The organism is Neogemmobacter tilapiae (genome assembly GCF_014652215.1).
Classification (GTDB): domain Bacteria; phylum Pseudomonadota; class Alphaproteobacteria; order Rhodobacterales; family Rhodobacteraceae; genus Neogemmobacter; species Neogemmobacter tilapiae.
Map to the genome: position 1 here is coordinate 204,613 of NZ_BMYJ01000003.1, position 17,042 is coordinate 221,654.

A 17,042-nucleotide genomic window follows, 5' to 3' on the forward strand; every position below is an offset into this window, starting at 1 on the left:
GGTTGCGGGGGCCAAGGCCGCGCCGCGAGGGAAGGGGAAGAAAGGGCACAAGGCCCAGAATGGTTTGGGGATGGCTCAGCGGGTTCAACGTCCTGCCCCGGAACCCAGCGTTTCGATCCGTGCCTCCCAGACAGACGGGTCACGCCCGTCCAGCAGTTCGGCGACAGCGACGCCCGGCTCGCGCGTAAAGATCACCAGCGGCATGCCATTGATCCGATGCGCCGCGCCCGTCCGACGGTCAATCAGGCGCACCGCACAGGTGTCCTGCATCCCCATACGGCCAGCGGCGGCCTTGGGATGAATATGTCCTGCGATCATGGTCTGACCTCCTGTCATGGATGGGGAAACCTCATGTTTCTCCGATACCCTAAATATCGATGGGATTGGTCGTGTTTGGCAACAGAATAATAACGGCTATTTTTGTCGTGATTATAGAAGAATATTCTACACCCCTTCAGGCTCGACCATCCGCCTTGTGGCGGGCTAGAATCCGCGCCAGCAGCTTGGGGATATTCATGAAAACCATCGGCATTCTGGGCGGCATGTCCGCTGCCTCGACCCTGATCTACTATCAGCAATTCGTCACCCTGGCCCAGGAACGCCTGGGCGGGCTGCACGGGCCCGAACTTTTGATTCGTTCTGTCGATTTCGCTCGGATTGAACGCTTGCAACGCGCCGATCAATGGGATCAGGCAGGCGACATTCTGAACGCCGAGGCCAAGGCACTGGAACGCTGCGGGGCCGATCTGCTGATTCTGGCGACCAATACGATGCACAAACTGGCGGTTCCAATGATGGAGGGCGTCACGATCCCCTTCCTGCACATCGCCGAGGCGACCGCCCAAAGCCTCACCCGCGCGGGCCTGTCCCGCCCCGGCCTGATGGCGACGGCCTTTACGATGGAACAAAGCTTCTACACCGACCGGCTAGCTGCCGCGGGGCTGAACCCGATCATTCCCGAAGCATCAGACCGCGCCACGACGCACCAGATCATCTATGAACAGCTTTGCCGGGGCATCATCACCGAAGGCAGCCGCGCCGCCTATGTCGGAATTGCCGAAAGGCTGGTGCAAAACGGGGCCGACAGCCTGATTCTGGGCTGCACCGAGGTTGGGATGCTGCTGAACCAAGGCAATGTGCCGGTGCCGGTGTTCGACACCGCGCTGATCCATTGCGCCGCGGCCTTTGATTTGGCGTTAGCCTAGGCCCCCGCCAAATGGCCACCCGCGTCTGTGGGTCGCACCCTTCCGGCCCGTCCATCCAGCGCCGAGTCCTGTAGAAAACGCCGTGGCGGAACCCCGACATGGCGACTGAAGGCCGTGCTGAAGGTGCTGGCAGAGCCATAGCCGATCCGCCGGGCCACCTCGTCCATCGCGAGACCGCCACTTTGCAGCAGATTCTTTGCCACAGCCATGCGCCAAGCCAGCAGGTATTCCATAGGCCGTTGCCCCACCATCCGCACGAATCGATCAAAGAAGGCTGACCGCGACATTCCTGTTTCCTGCGCCAAGGCGGGAATCGTCCAGTTGTGTTCCAAGTCCCTGTGCATGGCACGAAGTGCCATTCCGATCCTTGCGTCGGCCAAGCCGCGCAATAGTCCTGGATGGGTATCCCTTGAAGGCGCGGCGCGAAGTGCCTCAATCAGCAGGATTTCAATGTATCTTTGCAGAATAAGCTGATGCCCGGCGGCCTCTCGCGCGACCTCGTCGCCCAAAAATTGCACCAACTGGCTGAGACGTCTTTCGCCCTTGATGTGGATCATGCGCGGCAAAAGCCCGACAAACAGCCGCGCGTCCGGTGCGCCAAAGTTAAACCAGCCGCCAAATTGCTGAACATCCGGCGGGCCCGCTTGTCGGCCATAGCGGATTTCTTGGTTCGCAAGGGGGGATGTCTTGGGGTCAATCCGTTGTGCCCGCGCCGGCTCCATGCTCGACATCACAAAGGCCGGTGTCGCAGGCAGCAGCACAAAATCCCCTTCGTGCAAAACAACGGACGGCGAACCATGCACCGCCAAGCGACAGCTTCCCTTTGTCACGGCGCAAAAGCCGGGTAGGCCAAATTCGGCATATTCTACCGCCCAAGCACCGGCCCCGCTGATGCCTTTCGAAAACACAGCACTGGGGCGCAGAAGTTCCACCACTTGGGAAAGCGGATCGGCCATTTCGGACTTTCGCAAAAGTAATGTGGACTGATCATAGATGTTCGTCCGGATCATGCCGGTTAAATCGGTCTCGTCAACATCAAACATGGAGATCAATATGAACACCGTCCTTATCACGGGCTGCTCGTCCGGCTATGGCTTGGAAACAGCGCGTCACTTTTACGCCATGGGCTGGACCGTGGTGGCCACAATGCGCCAGCCCCGCGCCGCCCTTCTGCCATCGTCGGATCGGATGCGCCTTTTGGCCTTGGACGTGACTCGTGAGGAAAGCATTCTGGCGGCGGTCAAGGCCGCTGGCCCAATCGACGTGCTTGTCAACAACGCGGGCATCGGCGTGGTAGGCGCGTTTGAGGCGACACCGATGGCCCATATCCGCAAGGTTTTTGAAGCCAACACCTTTGGAACCATGGCGATGGTGCAGGCCTTTATCCCTCAGATGCGGGCACGTCGGTCCGGAGTGATCGTCAATGTCACCTCCAGCGTCACCTTGGCCCCTATGCCGCTAGCGGCTGCCTACACAGCCAGCAAGCAGGCGATCGAAGGCTTTACCGGATCGCTGGCCCACGAACTTGCTGCCTTTGGTGTTCGCGCCAAGTTGGTCGAACCGGGCTATGGCCCGACCACCCGTTTTGCCCAGAATACGGACATTCCCGTCAGTGACTTGATCCCGGAAAGCTATGCCGCCTTTGCGGCCCCGATCTTTGCGGCCTTTGCCAATCCCCCCTTGACCACGAAGGAAAGCGATGTCGCCCAGATTGTTTGGCAGGCCGCGACAGATGACAGCACGCAGTTGCGCTATCCAGCTGGTCCTGACGCAGTCGCCTTGGCGCAGGCCTAGCCCGGGGCCTATCCCCTTAGGCCCCGATCACCTGATCCGCCACAGCCGAAGACCGCAGCATATCTTCCAGCGTCAGCGATTCGATGATCAACAGGTAAGACCAGAACACTTCGGCAAAGACCTTGCGGATGCGGCAAGTCGCCTCGTCCGTGCAATCATCGCAACGCTGATAGGCCCGCCGCGACAGGCAGGGCAGGGGGGCAATCGGCCCGTCGATCAGACGCAAAAGCTCGGAAATCGACACTTCCGCCGGTTTCTTGATCAGGCTGTAGCCCCCCGACCGCCCCCGGATCGACGCGATCACCCCCGCATTCCGCACCTCCAGCAGGATATGCTCCAGAAAACGCTTCGGCGTGTCCGAACGCTTGGCAATCTGTTCGATCGTCAAGGGTTCCGGCACCTCGCGCCGCGCCTCGTCGGCCAGCACAAGCAGGGCCTTCAGCGCATATTTCATTTTCTGCGTGATCATGGATCAGGGTTAAGCACTGAAAGCCCGACAATCAATGTCGTGATTGCCAAATTCCGGCGAAAGTGCCCCCAAATCCACTGGAATCTTAGTGGTTCCGACCACCAAAGCAGATTCTTCGCTTATACACGATAAAGACGCTAGACATTTAGTTGTTTATCTCCATGCTAAGGGAACTCGACCGTTGAAGGAGCGTAAGATGGATGACCTGGACCTGATCGATCGCAAGATCGTCGCCACGCTGATGGCCGATGCGACGCTGCCGGTGGCCCAGATTGCTGACAAAGTGGGCCTCTCCCAGACCCCCTGCTGGAAGCGCATCCAAAAGCTGGAGGCGGCGGGTGTCTTGACTGGCCGCGTCGCCTTGGCCGATCCGGGCCGCCTGGGTTTCGATCTGACCGTCTTTGTCGGGATCGAGGCCCCGGACCATTCCGAAGAATGGCGCGAGATCTTTGGCCGCGCCGTCGCCAGCCTGCCCCAGATCATGGAAGTCTACCGTATGGCCGGGGAAATGGACTATCTGCTGCGGGTTTCCGTGCAGGATATGGCGGCCTTTGACGCGCTTTACAAACAGCTGACGAATGCTGTCGCGATCAAGAACGTCACCAGCCATTTCGCGATGGAACGGATGAAGTTCACCACCGCCTATCCCGTCGATACCCGCACCCGCTAGAGGTAAAACTTCTAAATCCACTGGGAAGTTTGGAACCTTTAATCACGACAATCTTGCTAGATTATAACGGTGAACCGATTCCCGGACAGGAGGCAAAGATGACGAAAACCCTGATCGTGCACGGCCTTGACGGATCCCCCGCGCCGCATTGGCAGCAATGGTGGGCCGCAGGCGAACATGACGCCATCATGGTCGAACTCTCCGATCCCGACCGCCCGGTGCCCGCCGTGTGGGAGATTGAATTGGCCGGTATGATCCTGCGCCATCCTGACAGCATTCTGGTTGGCCATTCGCTGGGTGCGGTGCTCATCGCGCGTCTTTTGGCCACTTGGCCGCATCTGCGGGTGCGCGGCGCTTTGCTGGTCGCCCCCGCCGAAACCGAAGGCGTGCAGCGCATTGCCCAGTTCGGCAGCCTGCCGCAGCGGCGGATGGACATTCCGACGACAGTTGTGGCCAGCCGCAACGACCCGTGGATGTCGTTTTCGCGGGCCACCCATCTGGCGCGGGCTTGGGGCTCTGATCTGGTCGATATGGGCTTTTCCGGCCATATCAACGTCGATTCGGGCTTTGGTCCCTGGGCACAGGGTAAGGAACTGCGGGATGATCTGATCCTGCGCTCCACCCCCGTTTCGGTCTTTGGCCGTGGCGAAATGCGGGTGGCGCGATGACGCGGCTGTTCCGCACCACGCGCCCCGCTTTCGCCGATTGGCTGGGCCTGTCGCTGTTTGCGCTGGTCTATCTGGCAGCCATGGGGGCAGTCATCGCCCCGCATGTGCTGGCCCCCGATGCTCCGCGCGACATCGTGCTGAAAGAATGACTTCGACAACTCAGGAAAGGAACAGGACATGATCGACGGACGTTTTGACCCCGCCTTTGCCCAAGTCTTTGGCCAGGATCTTGTGGCGCAGGAAAGCCCTGCTTCCGGCCTTTCGCTGCGCTTGGCGCTGATCGGCTATGGCACGGTTCTGGCCGCTTTGTTCTGTCTTTGGCTGATGGCGCCGATGCCATGAAAGACCATCTGACCCATGACCCCGACCATCGCCCCGGCCCCCATGTGCTGATCGTGGGGGGCGGGGCCAGCGGCGTTTTGATGGCGGCCCATCTTCTGGCCCAAAGCGAGGCGCAGTTCCGCGTGACCATCATCGAAGGGCGGCACATGTTGGGCTGCGGTGTCGCCTATTCGACGACCGATCCCGACCATCTGCTGAACACGCGCGTTTTGAACATGAGCGCCTATCCCGATGATCCACAACATTTTTTGCGCTGGTTGCAGGCACAGCCCGAAGGGCAGGGCAAGACGGGGCAGTCTTTCGTCAGCCGGGCGGTCTATGGCGCCTATCTGGCGGATCTGCTGAAACCCTGGCAACAGGCGCAGGGCACCGCACGGCGGCTGCGCTGCGTGCGCCAGACCTGCCTGCGCATCGACGAAACCCCCCGCGGCTGTGTGGCGCATCTGGAGGACGGGCAAAGCCTGATCGGCGACCGGCTGATCCTCGCCACCGGCCATGTCCAGCCCGAACCCGATCCGCAGGGCCTTTTGACCGGGCCTTGGCAGGCTTTTGACCCGACCAAGGCCGACCAGCGTATCGTCATCATCGGCTCGGGCCTGTCGATGGTGGATCAACTGCTGTCCATCCTGAAATCGGGCCATCGGGGCGAGGTTGTCACCGTTTCTCGCCGGGGGCAATTGCCCCGTGCGCATAAGCCAACGCATCCGCTGACACTTGGCCCCGCCGATATTCCACTTGGGGCTTCGGTCAGTCGGATGTTGTTCTGGGCGCGTGGTCTGGCGGCCCGTGCCAAAACGCAGGGTGGCACATGGCGCGATGCTGTCGATGCCATCCGCCCGCATGTGCGCAGCATTTGGCGCGCTTGGTCGCAGGCGGAAAGGGCGCGTTTCCTGCGCCATGCCGCCACGCTTTGGGATGTGCATCGCCACCGCATGCCGCCCGAATCTGATGCCGAAATGCGCGCGGCCAAGGCGCGGGGCCAGTTGATCCTGCGCCGGGCCGCCTATCTGGCGACCGAGGCGGGGCCGGATGGCGGGCCCGTGGTGGTCTTGCGTGATCATGGCGCGGCGCAGCCGGTGCGCCTGTCCGCAGGCCGGGTGATCGACTGCCGGGGCATCCGTCATGATCCGGAACGGAATGCGACACCGCTGTTCGCCGACCTTCTGGCGCGGGGCAGGGCGCGGATTGACCCCCTGCGCATCGGGCTGGATGTGGACCGCTTCTGCCATCTGCTGCCGGGGTCGGGTGAGGCGCTGACCCGCGTGCAGGCGATAGGCCCAGTCACCCGCGCGGCCTTTTGGGAGATTACCGCCATCCCCGATATTCGCGAACAGACCGCCCGTCTGGCGCAGGATATGGCGGCCGATCTCGCTTGGGCCGGGGTTTAGACAGCCTAGCCCAACTCGGCCCAAGGACCGCTTTTCCCGTTTCCCTGCGGCCAGTCGGCAGCGGGTCTGCAAGTTCGGCCTTGCTGCTTTCGCGCTCCGTCCAATCGGACTGGCCTGCCCCCCCCCCACAATCCCCGATTGACAGCGCCCAAACCCCCGCCTATCCATTCCCCACGTCAGGGGAGTCCCGCCATAGGGGACTGAGAGGCTGATGGGGTTTCGATCACTCGGACCCCGGTGAAGCGACCCTTTGAACCTGACCCAGTTGAGACTGGCGTAGGAAGACCGAAGGTGCCGCCATGGCCCTTTGGGCCGTCGCGGCCCTCCATCTGGGGTCACGTCGCCCCTTTCTGCCTTTTCATCACGGGTCGTCTTTGTGCTGTGAAAGGAACAGACATGACGATTCACGAACCCCTCACCCCCAAGGTGACGACCGGCCCCTTGCCCGGTTCTTCAAAGCTCTACCTCCCCGGCCAGATACATCCCGACCTCCGCGTCGCCATGCGCCAGATTGCACTTTCGGCTATGGCGGGCGAGCCACCCCTCACGGTCTATGACCCCTCTGGCCCCTATACCGAACCCGCCGCCCTGATCGACATCGCCAAGGGCCTGCCCCCCCAACGCGCCCAATGGCAGATCGCACGTGGCGATGTGGCCCCCTATGCCCCCCGCCCCGTTCAACCCGCCGACAACGGCTTTGCCACGGGCGAACGGCTTGCCCCCGTCTTCCCCACCACCCGCCCACCGCTCAAGGCCCAACCGGGCCGCACCACCACCCAGCTTGCCTATGCCCGTGCCGGCATCATCACCCCCGAAATGGAATATGTCGCCATCCGCGAAAACATGGCCCGCACCGCCGCTGCCCCCCGCGACGGTCATGACTTTGGTGCTTCCATCCCCGACCTTGTCACGCCCGAATTCGTGCGCGACGAGATCGCCCGCGGCCGCGCGGTCATCCCTGCCAACATCAACCACCCCGAACTGGAACCGATGATCATCGGGCGCAATTTTCTGGTCAAGATCAACGCCAATATCGGCAACTCCGCCCTTACCTCGGGGATGGAGGAAGAGGTCGAAAAGATGGTCTGGGCCATCCGCTGGGGTGCCGATACCGTGATGGACCTGTCCACTGGGCGCAACATCCACAACATTCGCGACTGGATTCTGCGCAATGCCCCTGTCCCCATTGGCACCGTGCCGCTTTATCAAGCCTTGGAAAAGGTTGGCGGCGTGGCCGAGGCCCTGACATGGGAGGTTTTCCGCGACACACTGATCGAACAGGCAGAACAGGGCGTCGATTACTTTACCATCCACGCCGGGGTCCGCCTGCGCTATGTGCCCCTGACCGCCAACCGCGTCACCGGCATCGTCTCGCGCGGTGGGTCGATCATGGCCAAATGGTGCCTGCACCATCACCGCGAATCCTTCCTTTACGAACGCTTTGACGACATCTGCGACATCATGCGCGCCTATGACGTGACCTTTTCCTTGGGTGACGGCCTTCGCCCCGGATCCATCGCCGATGCCAATGATGCCGCCCAATTTGCCGAACTGGAAACTCTAGGGGAACTAACCCAGATCGCTTGGGCCAAGGATTGTCAGGTGATGATCGAAGGGCCGGGCCATGTCGCTATGCACAAGATCAAGGCCAATATGGACAAGCAATTGGCCACCTGTGGCGAGGCCCCGTTTTACACCCTCGGGCCGCTGACCACCGACATCGCGCCGGGCTATGACCATATCACCAGCGCCATCGGCGCCGCGATGATCGGTTGGTTCGGCACGGCGATGCTTTGCTATGTCACCCCCAAGGAACATCTGGGCCTGCCCGACCGAAACGACGTGAAAACCGGGGTGATCACCTATAAAATCGCCGCCCATGCCGCCGATCTGGCCAAGGGCCATCCCGGCGCGCAGGCCCGCGATGATGCCCTATCCCGCGCGCGGTTTGATTTCCGCTGGGAAGATCAGTTCAATCTCGGATTGGACCCCGACACGGCCCGCGCCTTCCACGACGAAACCCTGCCGAAAGAGGCGCATAAGCTGGCACATTTCTGTTCGATGTGCGGGCCGAAATTCTGCTCGATGAAGATCAGCCACGACATCCGCGCCGAGGCGCAGAAAGAAGGCATGGAGGCGATGGCCGCGAAATACCGCGACGGCGGCGCGCTTTACATGCCTAGGGACGCCGCGGAATGAGGGTCAGCATCTTGGGAGCCGGTGTCGCGGGCCTATGCGCGGCGCATGTTCTTGCGGCGCGGGGCATGGATGTGGTGCTGTGTGATGACGGGCGGGCAGGGGCCTCAACCCTTGCTGGCGGCATGATCGCGCCTTGGTGCGAGGCCGAGGTGGCACCGCAGGTTCTTGAGCGCGGCAAAACGGCGCTCGACTGGTGGGTGGCGCGCGTGCCGGGGGTGGCGCGGCGCGGCACGCTGGTTCTGGCGACGGGGCGCGACCGGGGCGAATTGACCCGTTTTGCGGCGCGGACCTTGGGGCATCAAAGCGTCGCGGCGGGTGATCTGGAACCCGCCCTTGCCGACCGCTTTGATCAGGCGCTGTTCTTCGCGGATGAGGGGCATCTGGACCCGGTGAAAGCCTTGGCCCATCTGCGGCAGGGCCTGCCCCTTGCGCCAAACCCCCGCCAAGGCGACGTGATCGTCGATTGTCGGGGCATCGCCGCGCGCGACCAACTGCCCCTGCGCGCGGTGCGGGGGGAAATGCTGGTGCTGCATGCGCCCGACATCAACCTTTCGCGCCCCATCCGTCTGCTGCATCCGCGCTGGCCCCTTTATGTCGTGCCGCGTGGCGATGGGATCTTTATGCTGGGGGCGACGATGCTGGAAAGCGACGATCCCGGCCCGGTGACGGCGCGTTCGGTGATCGATCTTTTGAACGCCGCCTATGCCCTGCATCCCGCCTTTGCCGAAGCGCGGGTGCTGAAAACCGGCGCGGGGCTGCGCCCGGCCTTTGCCGACAACCTGCCGCGTGTGGAACGTTGGGGTGGGGTTTGGCATCTGAACGGGCTTTACCGCCACGGCTTTCTGCTGGCCCCGGTTCTGGCTCAGGAACTGGCCGATGCTCTGATCGGGGGGATGGCCCATGCGGATTGAGGTGAATGGCCAAAGTCACGAAATGCCACCAACAACCGTCGCTATCGCTCTGGCAAATCTTGGCTTTCCGACCAAAGGCATCGCGACGGCCCTGAACGGTCATTTCCTTGCCGCCCATGCCCGCGACCGACTGCTGGCTGAAGGCGACCGGCTGGAAGTTTTGTCACCCATGCAAGGAGGTTAAGATGCAGGTCTACGGCACAAAGGTTAAAACACCGCTCTTTCTGGGCACTGCGCGTTATCCATCCCCCGCGATCCTGTTGCAGGCCATCCAAACGGCACAGGCCGAGGTGATCACCGTCAGCCTCCGCCGCGAAGGGGCTGGCGGTGGGGCCTTCCGCGACCTTCTGGCGCAAAGCGGGGCAAGGGTGCTGCCCAACACGGCAGGCTGCCATTCGGTCGCCGAGGCGATCACCACCGCCCGCATGGCGCGGGAAGTGTTTCAAACAGATTGGTTAAAGTTAGAGGTGATCGGAAACGCCGACAGCCTGCAACCGGATGTGTTCCAGACCGTTCAGGCCGCAAAAGTGCTGTGTGCAGAAGGGTTCAAGGTCTTTCCCTACACCACCGACGATCTGATCGTTGGGGAAAGGCTGCTGGAGGCGGGCTGTCAGGTTCTGATGCCTTGGGGCGCGCCCATCGGCACCTGTCAGGGCCTGCGCAACCCGGATGCCCTGCGGGCCATGCGGGCGCATTTTCCCGGCGTCCCGCTGATCGTTGATGCAGGGATCGGTGCCCCCAGCCACGCGGCGCAGGTGATGGAGATGGGCTTTGATGGCGTTCTGACGAATACCGCCGTCGCCTTGGCAGGCGATCCGGTGGCGATGGCCGGGGCCTTGGCCGGGGCGGTCGGGGCGGGGCAGGCGGCCTATCACGCGGGCATCGTCGCTCCGCGCGACATGGCCGAACCCTCCACCCCCGTCTTCGGATTGGCGGTGCTGGGATGAGGCTTTCGCGATTTTATCCTGTGATGCCGGATGCCGTTTGGGTCACGCGGGTCGTGGGTCTTGGCGCGCGGATGGTGCAACTGCGTGCCAAGGGTTTCACGCCTGATATCCTGCGAGATCAAGCCCTTAGGGCGCAGGAGATTTGCGACAGGGCGGGGGCGGAACTGGTGCTGAACGACCATTGGAAACTGGCCATCGACCTTGGGATCAAGGCGGTGCATCTGGGGCAAGAGGATATGGCCACAGCCGACTTTACGGCGATCCGGCGGGCGAGCATCGCCTTTGGTCTTTCGACCCATGACGAGGCCGAGTTGGACCGCGCCTTGTCACATGACCCGGCCTATATCGCGCTTGGTCCCATCTATGAAACCCGGCTCAAGGTGATGCCTTGGGCCCCACAGGGGTTGGAAAAACTCACCCGATGGAAGGCGGCTGTTGGATCAAAACCCTTGGTGGCAATTGGCGGGTTGACCCCCGAACGCCTGCCGGGGGTCTTTGCGGCCGGGGCGGATGTGGCGGCGGTGGTGACGGATTTGGTGACGGCCGAAGACGCTGCCGGCCGTGTGGCCGAATGGCGCGGGGCCTGCGATGCGCTATAATCGCCAGATGATCCTCCCCGGCGTCGGGGCCGACGGACAGGCGCGGCTGGCGGCCGCCCGTGTCCTGATCGTCGGAGCGGGGGGCCTTGGCTGTCCCTGTCTTTCGGCGCTGGCCGGGGCGGGGGTCGGACGGATTACCCTGGTCGATCCCGATGTGGTCGAGGCCACGAACCTACATCGTCAGTTACTGTACCTTCCCGGTGACATCGGCCAGCCCAAGGTCCAAGTCGCGGCCCAGCGCGCCATGGCCCAGAACCCGGATGTGCAGGTCATGCCGGTGATGACCCGATTGACGCCCGACAACCTGCCCGATCTGGCCCGATCCCAAGACCTGCTGATCGACGGTGCCGACAGTTTCGCCGTCACCTATGCCCTCTCCGACCATGCCCGCAGCACCGACCAGCCGCTGTTCAGTGCCTCGGCCGTTGGATTGGCGGGTTATGCCGGCGGCTTTTGCGGCGGTGGGCCGTCTTATCGCGCCGTCTTTCCCGAACCGCCGAACGCGGGCGCCACCTGTGACACGGCAGGGGTTCTTGGGCCGGTCCCCATGATGCTCGGCACAGCTTTGGCCCAAATGGCGCTGGCCCATATCCTTCGTCTCGCACCTTCGCCCATTGGCCGAATGCTCACGCTCGATTTCGCCACGGCGCGTTTCGACAGTTTCCGCTTTGACGAAGCTCCCGAACCAGAGCGTTCCATCCCCTTCATCGGCCCCCGATCCCGGCGATCCGGCGACATGTTCATCGACCTCCGCCACCAGACCCTGCCCCATATCCTGCCCAAGGCACGGCTTATTCTGGCTTGCCGCAGCGGCTTGCGCGCTTGGCGCATGGCCGAAACGCTGTCCCATCCCGACATCGCCCTTCTGGCCCTTGGCGATGACTGAAACCCTGCTTCTCATCGGCGGCATCGATTCAGGCGCCGGGGCCGGTCTCTTGCGCGATCACGCCACCGCGCTGTCACTGGGACTCTCGGTGCGGGTCGTAGTTACTGCACTAACCGCGCAAAATGATTGCGGTGTGCGGTCCGTCAACTTCACCAATCCCACCATGATCGCGGCCCAGATCGTGGCAGCCGTCGAGGCTGGGCCTATTGCCGCCGTCAAGATCGGAATGCTTGGCAACGCCGGGATTGTCCGGGCGGTCGAGGCCGCCTTACCCAATTGTCCCATTGTACTGGATCCGGTACTCAGCAGCACGTCGGGCCACAGCCTGCTTGATCCGTCCGGCCTGCTGTGTCTCCGTCGCATGATCCCCAAAGTTTCGGTTCTAACACCCAACCTGCCTGAACTTGCGCTTCTGTCGGGACAGCCCCAACCACAATCGGCCGAACTGGCCGAATCCTTGGCAAGGGCTTGGCCCATCGCTGTCCTTGTCAAAGACGGGCACGGCGCAGGCCATACAAGCACCGACTATCTTTTTCAGCCAAACTGTCCGGCGCTGACCCTACCCGCCCCGCGCCAGCGTCAAAGCCGACGTGGCACGGGTTGCACATTGGCGACCGCTTTGGCGTGCGGCTTAGCGCAGGGATTGTCGTTGGAAGCGGCGGCGCGAAAGGCAAAGCTGGCGGTGGGCACCTATCTTTCGTCGATAGTACCTGCCGTCGATTGCCACGACAAATCCGTTGACAGCTCGGCATGATTCGCGCATTTCTAAGGTAGGAAAAGGTTTTCCGATCGCAGAATCGCAGCTTTCAAGCCAAATCTCGCAGGAGGGCGGGTTTTGGTGGCGGTGGTGTCTTGCCCGGCGAAACCGGACCGCAAATGGGAGAAACGCCGCCGGGCGAACCGGGCGGTATGGGAGGATATGCCATGAAGACCATGCTCCCCCGGTTTGGCCGGGGATTGATGACTTGTGCCTTGGCGCTGGCCACGGCAACACCGCTGATGGCCGAAGACCTGACCATGTGGGTGCGCGAAAGTGCGGCTGATCCGGGCACCCTGATGGTGAACCTGTGGAACAGCACGCATGATAACAAAATCACGCTGACCGCGATTCCCGACAACCAGCTTGTCACCAAACTGGCGACCAGTTCGCAAACGGGCGATGCGCCGGATCTGGTGTCGTTCGACCTGATCTATATGCCCGACTTCATGAAGGCGGGGCTGCTGACAGATCTGACAGAACAACTGGCCGCCGATGGGAACTATGCGACTCATATCCAAGCCTATAAGGACATTGCCACCTATGAGGGCAAGACCTTTGGCGTGGGCTTTACCCCCGATGTGTCGGTGCTGGCCTGGAACAAGGATCTGTTCCGTCAGGCCGGGCTTGACCCGGAAAAGCCGCCGCAGACCATTGCGGAAATTCACGAAATGGCCACGAAAATCCGCGCCATCGGGCCGGATACCTATGGCTTCTACTTCTCGGGCTCTTGCCCCGGCTGCAATATCTTTGTGACCTCGCCCCTGATGGTGGCGGGTGGGGCCAAGATCCTGCCGAAAGACGCGAACGATACGGCGCTGGATGGTGAGGCGATCAAGGTCGTCCTGGAAACCTATAAGGCGATGTGGGAGGAGGGTCTGATCCCCGAAAGCGCCGAAGTCGATACAGGCGCGAATTTCGTGTCAGCCTTTGTGGGCGGCAATATCGGCATCGCGGGCACCGGCGGTTTTCTGATCAGCCTGATGGAGCGGGAACATCCCGATTTCGACTATGGCCTCACACTACTGCCGGGGTTGGAACCGGGGCAAGTCTCGGGCTTTGTCGGCGGTGACGTGGTGGCGATCCCGGCGAACGGCAAAAACGAAGCGGCGGCGCGGGAATTCGTGACCTGGGTTCTGTCGGACGAGGCGCAGTTGGAAGGTCTCGCCAAGAATTCGATCCTGACCACCCGCACCGATCTGGCCGACAACGAATACGCCCAGAACCCCAAGGTTCAGGTGACGGCGCAGGCCTTGGCCGCTGGCTATGTGCCGTGGGTGTTCCACTTTGCCGATATGGTGAACTCGGACAGCTCTCCTTGGATCACCATGCTGCAAACGGCGATCTTTGATGGCGATGTCGATGGCGCCATTGAAACCGCCCGCGCCGAGATGATGGCGATCGTGCAGCGCTAAGGCATCGGGTCGCCCCTTTGCGGGGCGGCCCTTTTCAAAGGGGATGGCGATGAAGATCAAGCGGAACGGATGGGTGGGGCTGGCGTGGTTGTCGCCGACGCTGCTGTTCGTCAGCGTCTTTGTGCTGTGGCCGATGGTCCATCTGGTCTGGCTGTCCTTCACCTCCACCTCGCTTTTGGGCGGCGGCGAATGGGTCGGGTTCAAGAATTACACCACCGCCTTCAACGATCCGAAATTCTGGGCGGCCTTTCGCTTTACCCTGCTTTACACCGTGATCCTGACCCCCATCCTGATGGGCCTAGGCTTTGCGCTGGCCTTGCTTGTGTCCCCGAACACACCGCTGCGGCGGGTGACGCGGACCGTCACCTTTCTGCCGGTGGTTATTGGCTTGGCTTCTTCCAGCCTGCTGTGGTTCTGGCTGTTTGACCAACAGGTTGGGCTGTTCAACCGTTTGCTGGTGGATCTGAACATTCTTTCGCAACCACTGGTCTGGTTCCGCAAGGTTGATACGGCGATGATTGCGGTGATCATTTCGGTGACATGGAAGGTGGTGGGCTTTGGCATGATCCTGATCATGGCGGGCATCCAGTCCATCCCTTCCGACCTGTTCGAGGCGGCACGGATCGACGGGGCCAGCCTTTGGCTGCGCGTGCGGCGGATCATCCTGCCCTTGGCGCTGCGGTCGATCCTGATGGCGACGGTGCTGTCGGTGATTGGTTCGATGCTGGCCTTTGACCAATTCTACCTGATGACGGGGGGCGGGCCGCGCGGTAAGACCTTTACCTCGGTCTACTGGATTTATCAGAACAGTTTCGTGCGCTTTGATCTGGGCTATGGCGCGGCTTTGTCGGTCATCCTGATGCTGGTCATCATGGCGATGACGGCGCTGCAATTAACGCTGCAATCGCGGGGCAAAGCATGACCATCGCCCTGCCCGCCCGCCCGCTGAAACGCCGCGCCCATGGCTGGCTGATCACCGCCATCTGCATTGCCGTCATCGCGCTGATGCTGCTGCCTTTGGTCATGTCTACACTGGCATCGCTGCGGCCCTTGGCAGAAACCTCGGCCACGCCGCCCAGCTATCTGCCCTCGTCCCTGAGCCTAGAGAATTACCGCAAGGTGGCGGAATATCAGCAAGGCATCTGGGTCTATGTAAAGAACTCGGCCGTGGTGGCGGGCATGGCAATTGTCATCTGTCTGGCGCTGTCGGTGCCGGCCGGTTTCGCCCTGGCCCGCTTTCCCGTGCCGGGGAAAGAGGTGCTGTTCCTGATCATCCTCGCCTCGATGATGGTGCCCTATCAGGCGCTTTTGGTGCCGATGTTCCTGATGTTTTCCAAACTGGGCCTAACCGCCAGCCCCTTGGGTCTGGCGATCCTGCACGCCGTGCTGCAACTGCCCTTTTCCGTCTATCTCATGCGCAACAGTTTTGAGGCGATCCCCAAGGAATTGGAGGAAGCGGCGCGTGTCGATGGAGCCTCAACCGCGTTCCAGCTGCGCCGTGTGTTCATGCCGCTCGCGATGCCCGGCATGGTCACGGTGGCACTGTTCGCCTTTATCGCCAGCTGGAACGAATTCATTGGGGCCCTGATCCTGATGAACACCGAAAGTGCCTTTACCGTGCCGATCATGCTGACTGGCGTTGTGTCAGGGGATTTTGGCGCTGTGGATTGGGGTGCTTTACAAGCCTCGGTCATCGTCTCGATTTTGCCCTGTCTGGCCGTCTATCTTGCCTTGCAGAAATATTATGTTTCGGGGCTTTTGGCGGGGGCAGTGAAATGAGTGATGGGCGGAATGGTCCTGTAACGATCCATGATGTGGCGCGGGCGGCGGGGGTGTCGATTGGCACCGTGTCCAAGGCGTTGAACAACACCGGGTCACTGGCCCCCGCGACGCGGGAAAAGGTGCTGGCGGCGGTCAAGGCGTTGAATTTTCGCCCAAACGTGCTGGCGAAAAGTCTGCACACCGGGTTGTCGGGCACGGTGGGGCTGATCTCCAATGACAGTTTCGGACGTTTCACCATGCCCATCATGGAGGGGTTGGAGGGGGTACTGTCCGAAAACGGCATGGGCGTTTTCATGTGCAATGCGACGGATGATGCCGAACGCGAAAAGGCGCATCTGGAACAGTTACTGGCGAAACAGATTGACGGAATCGTGGTGACGTCCCGCCGGGCCGACCGCCGCCCTGCGGTCGATTTGCAGGGCATTGGCCTGCCGGTGATCTATGTGTTTTCACACTCGGATGATCCCGATGATCTGACGCTTTTGCCCGATGATGAAGGCGGGGCTTTTACCGCCGTCAGCCATCTGATCCAATCAGGCCGCAAGCGGATTGCCCATGTCACAGGCCCCGATCATTTTGAGGCGGTGCGTCTGCGGCAAAAGGGCTGGCTTGCGGCCTTGGCCCAGGCGGGTCTGCCCCCCGGCCCCATCCTGCACGGCGAATGGTCCGAGGCGCATGGTCGCGCCTTGACCACCGAATTGATGGTCGGTCCCTTTCGCCCGGATGCCATTCTTTGCGGCAACGATCGGATCGCCCGTGGCGCCGCCGATGCCCTGCGCGAAAGCGGTCTGCGCGTGCCCGAAGATGTGGCCTTGGTCGGCTTTGACAATTGGAAGGTCATGGTCGAGGCCTGCCGCCCGCCCCTGACCTCAGTCGATATGAATCTGCGCGAGCTGGGGGCCGAAACCGGCCGCCGCATGGTACAGATGATCCGCGGCACCCCCCAATCCGGCACCATTCGCCTGCCCTGCAGCCTTGTGCTGCGCGACAGCGCCTGACGCATTCACAGG

The 17,042-nt window shown here is 62.0% G+C and carries 21 protein-coding genes; 18 read left to right on the top strand and 3 right to left on the bottom strand.

Going from position 1 to position 17,042, the window contains the following annotated elements:
* Window positions 1-84: 84 nt before the first annotated feature.
* On the bottom strand, window positions 85-318 hold the full coding sequence (locus IE095_RS05990; RefSeq protein ID WP_229804566.1) for a hypothetical protein: 234 nt from the start codon (window positions 316-318) through the stop codon (window positions 85-87).
* A 197-nt stretch (window positions 319-515) separates the two neighbouring features.
* On the opposite strand from IE095_RS05990, the gene IE095_RS05995 reads away from it, so the two are divergent.
* Window positions 516-1,205 (top strand): aspartate/glutamate racemase family protein, encoded by a 690-nt coding sequence (locus tag IE095_RS05995; RefSeq protein WP_189410714.1) that lies wholly within the window; start codon window positions 516-518, stop codon window positions 1,203-1,205.
* On the opposite strand, the gene IE095_RS06000 is transcribed toward IE095_RS05995, so the two are convergent.
* Window positions 1,202-2,248 (bottom strand): AraC family transcriptional regulator, encoded by a 1,047-nt coding sequence (locus IE095_RS06000; protein ID WP_229804567.1) that lies wholly within the window; start codon window positions 2,246-2,248, stop codon window positions 1,202-1,204. The two genes, IE095_RS05995 and IE095_RS06000, sit on opposite strands and share 4 nt — an antisense overlap.
* A gap of 10 nt (window positions 2,249-2,258) precedes the next feature.
* Between IE095_RS06000 and IE095_RS06005 the strand changes: the two genes are divergently transcribed.
* A complete protein-coding gene (locus tag IE095_RS06005; RefSeq protein ID WP_189410715.1) occupies window positions 2,259-2,999 on the top strand; it encodes an SDR family oxidoreductase in 741 nt (246 codons plus the stop codon).
* Between the two features lie 16 nt (window positions 3,000-3,015).
* On the opposite strand, the gene IE095_RS06010 is transcribed toward IE095_RS06005, so the two are convergent.
* Window positions 3,016-3,468, bottom strand: a complete 453-nt coding sequence (locus IE095_RS06010) for an Rrf2 family transcriptional regulator (protein ID WP_189410716.1) — start codon at window positions 3,466-3,468, stop codon at window positions 3,016-3,018.
* A 196-nt stretch (window positions 3,469-3,664) separates the two neighbouring features.
* On the opposite strand from IE095_RS06010, the gene IE095_RS06015 reads away from it, so the two are divergent.
* From IE095_RS06015 to IE095_RS06090, 16 genes are all read left to right on the top strand, one after another.
* Window positions 3,665-4,138, top strand: coding sequence for an Lrp/AsnC family transcriptional regulator (locus IE095_RS06015; protein ID WP_189410717.1), 474 nt, complete (start codon window positions 3,665-3,667; stop codon window positions 4,136-4,138).
* A 98-nt stretch (window positions 4,139-4,236) separates the two neighbouring features.
* Window positions 4,237-4,806 carry an RBBP9/YdeN family alpha/beta hydrolase gene (locus IE095_RS06020; protein ID WP_189410718.1) on the top strand — a complete coding sequence of 190 codons (570 nt, stop codon included), beginning with the start codon at window positions 4,237-4,239 and terminating at the stop codon, window positions 4,804-4,806.
* Window positions 4,803-4,955, top strand: a complete 153-nt coding sequence (locus IE095_RS06025) for a hypothetical protein (protein WP_189410719.1) — start codon at window positions 4,803-4,805, stop codon at window positions 4,953-4,955. The genes IE095_RS06020 and IE095_RS06025 overlap by 4 nt, the downstream gene beginning before the upstream one ends.
* Before the next feature lie 28 nt (window positions 4,956-4,983).
* Window positions 4,984-5,148 (top strand): hypothetical protein, encoded by a 165-nt coding sequence (locus IE095_RS06030; RefSeq protein ID WP_189410720.1) that lies wholly within the window; start codon window positions 4,984-4,986, stop codon window positions 5,146-5,148.
* Window positions 5,145-6,536, top strand: coding sequence for an FAD/NAD(P)-binding protein (locus IE095_RS06035; protein WP_189410721.1), 1,392 nt, complete (start codon window positions 5,145-5,147; stop codon window positions 6,534-6,536). Before IE095_RS06030 ends, IE095_RS06035 begins: the two co-directional genes overlap by 4 nt.
* Window positions 6,537-6,932: 396 nt before the next feature.
* Complete coding sequence (gene thiC / locus IE095_RS06040; RefSeq protein WP_189410722.1) at window positions 6,933-8,735, top strand: phosphomethylpyrimidine synthase ThiC; 1,803 nt, start codon at window positions 6,933-6,935, stop codon at window positions 8,733-8,735.
* Window positions 8,732-9,646, top strand: coding sequence for an FAD-dependent oxidoreductase (locus IE095_RS06045; protein WP_189410723.1), 915 nt, complete (start codon window positions 8,732-8,734; stop codon window positions 9,644-9,646). The genes thiC and IE095_RS06045 overlap by 4 nt, the downstream gene beginning before the upstream one ends.
* Window positions 9,647-9,668: 22 nt before the next feature.
* Complete coding sequence (thiS, locus tag IE095_RS06050) at window positions 9,669-9,830, top strand: sulfur carrier protein ThiS (protein ID WP_373295395.1); 162 nt, start codon at window positions 9,669-9,671, stop codon at window positions 9,828-9,830.
* A gap of 1 nt (window position 9,831) precedes the next feature.
* Entirely contained in the window at window positions 9,832-10,593 is a 762-nt protein-coding gene (locus IE095_RS06055; protein ID WP_189410725.1) for a thiazole synthase, read from the top strand.
* A gap of 23 nt (window positions 10,594-10,616) precedes the next feature.
* Entirely contained in the window at window positions 10,617-11,192 is a 576-nt protein-coding gene (locus tag IE095_RS06060; RefSeq protein WP_229804573.1) for a thiamine phosphate synthase, read from the top strand.
* On the top strand, window positions 11,182-12,078 hold the full coding sequence (locus IE095_RS06065; RefSeq protein ID WP_189410727.1) for a HesA/MoeB/ThiF family protein: 897 nt from the start codon (window positions 11,182-11,184) through the stop codon (window positions 12,076-12,078). The genes IE095_RS06060 and IE095_RS06065 overlap by 11 nt, the downstream gene beginning before the upstream one ends.
* Window positions 12,071-12,832 (top strand): bifunctional hydroxymethylpyrimidine kinase/phosphomethylpyrimidine kinase, encoded by a 762-nt coding sequence (gene thiD / locus IE095_RS06070; protein WP_189410728.1) that lies wholly within the window; start codon window positions 12,071-12,073, stop codon window positions 12,830-12,832. Before IE095_RS06065 ends, thiD begins: the two co-directional genes overlap by 8 nt.
* 170 nt (window positions 12,833-13,002) lie before the next feature.
* Entirely contained in the window at window positions 13,003-14,250 is a 1,248-nt protein-coding gene (locus IE095_RS06075; protein WP_189410729.1) for an ABC transporter substrate-binding protein, read from the top strand.
* Window positions 14,251-14,299: 49 nt separating this feature from the next.
* Window positions 14,300-15,172 (top strand): carbohydrate ABC transporter permease, encoded by an 873-nt coding sequence (locus tag IE095_RS06080; RefSeq protein WP_189410730.1) that lies wholly within the window; start codon window positions 14,300-14,302, stop codon window positions 15,170-15,172.
* Complete coding sequence (locus IE095_RS06085) at window positions 15,169-16,029, top strand: carbohydrate ABC transporter permease (protein ID WP_189410731.1); 861 nt, start codon at window positions 15,169-15,171, stop codon at window positions 16,027-16,029. Before IE095_RS06080 ends, IE095_RS06085 begins: the two co-directional genes overlap by 4 nt.
* On the top strand, window positions 16,026-17,030 hold the full coding sequence (locus IE095_RS06090) for a LacI family DNA-binding transcriptional regulator (RefSeq protein WP_189410732.1): 1,005 nt from the start codon (window positions 16,026-16,028) through the stop codon (window positions 17,028-17,030). Before IE095_RS06085 ends, IE095_RS06090 begins: the two co-directional genes overlap by 4 nt.
* Window positions 17,031-17,042: the final 12 nt, after the last annotated feature.

Coding starts and splice junctions, on each gene's coding strand:
- thiS (WP_373295395.1), top strand. CDS start 9,669: ATGCCACCAACAACCGTCGCTATCGCTCTGGCAAATCTTGGCTTTCCG.
- IE095_RS06005 (WP_189410715.1), top strand. CDS start 2,259: ATGAACACCGTCCTTATCACGGGCTGCTCGTCCGGCTATGGCTTGGAA.
- IE095_RS06060 (WP_229804573.1), top strand. CDS start 10,617: ATGCCGGATGCCGTTTGGGTCACGCGGGTCGTGGGTCTTGGCGCGCGG.
- IE095_RS05995 (WP_189410714.1), top strand. CDS start 516: ATGAAAACCATCGGCATTCTGGGCGGCATGTCCGCTGCCTCGACCCTG.
- IE095_RS05990 (WP_229804566.1), bottom strand. CDS start 318: ATGATCGCAGGACATATTCATCCCAAGGCCGCCGCTGGCCGTATGGGG.
- IE095_RS06015 (WP_189410717.1), top strand. CDS start 3,665: ATGGATGACCTGGACCTGATCGATCGCAAGATCGTCGCCACGCTGATG.
- IE095_RS06055 (WP_189410725.1), top strand. CDS start 9,832: ATGCAGGTCTACGGCACAAAGGTTAAAACACCGCTCTTTCTGGGCACT.
- IE095_RS06090 (WP_189410732.1), top strand. CDS start 16,026: ATGAGTGATGGGCGGAATGGTCCTGTAACGATCCATGATGTGGCGCGG.
- IE095_RS06020 (WP_189410718.1), top strand. CDS start 4,237: ATGACGAAAACCCTGATCGTGCACGGCCTTGACGGATCCCCCGCGCCG.
- IE095_RS06080 (WP_189410730.1), top strand. CDS start 14,300: ATGAAGATCAAGCGGAACGGATGGGTGGGGCTGGCGTGGTTGTCGCCG.
- IE095_RS06075 (WP_189410729.1), top strand. CDS start 13,003: ATGAAGACCATGCTCCCCCGGTTTGGCCGGGGATTGATGACTTGTGCC.
- IE095_RS06035 (WP_189410721.1), top strand. CDS start 5,145: ATGAAAGACCATCTGACCCATGACCCCGACCATCGCCCCGGCCCCCAT.
- thiD (WP_189410728.1), top strand. CDS start 12,071: ATGACTGAAACCCTGCTTCTCATCGGCGGCATCGATTCAGGCGCCGGG.
- IE095_RS06030 (WP_189410720.1), top strand. CDS start 4,984: ATGATCGACGGACGTTTTGACCCCGCCTTTGCCCAAGTCTTTGGCCAG.
- IE095_RS06085 (WP_189410731.1), top strand. CDS start 15,169: ATGACCATCGCCCTGCCCGCCCGCCCGCTGAAACGCCGCGCCCATGGC.
- IE095_RS06000 (WP_229804567.1), bottom strand. CDS start 2,248: ATGTTTGATGTTGACGAGACCGATTTAACCGGCATGATCCGGACGAAC.
- IE095_RS06045 (WP_189410723.1), top strand. CDS start 8,732: ATGAGGGTCAGCATCTTGGGAGCCGGTGTCGCGGGCCTATGCGCGGCG.
- IE095_RS06025 (WP_189410719.1), top strand. CDS start 4,803: ATGACGCGGCTGTTCCGCACCACGCGCCCCGCTTTCGCCGATTGGCTG.
- IE095_RS06010 (WP_189410716.1), bottom strand. CDS start 3,468: ATGATCACGCAGAAAATGAAATATGCGCTGAAGGCCCTGCTTGTGCTG.
- IE095_RS06065 (WP_189410727.1), top strand. CDS start 11,182: ATGCGCTATAATCGCCAGATGATCCTCCCCGGCGTCGGGGCCGACGGA.
- thiC (WP_189410722.1), top strand. CDS start 6,933: ATGACGATTCACGAACCCCTCACCCCCAAGGTGACGACCGGCCCCTTG.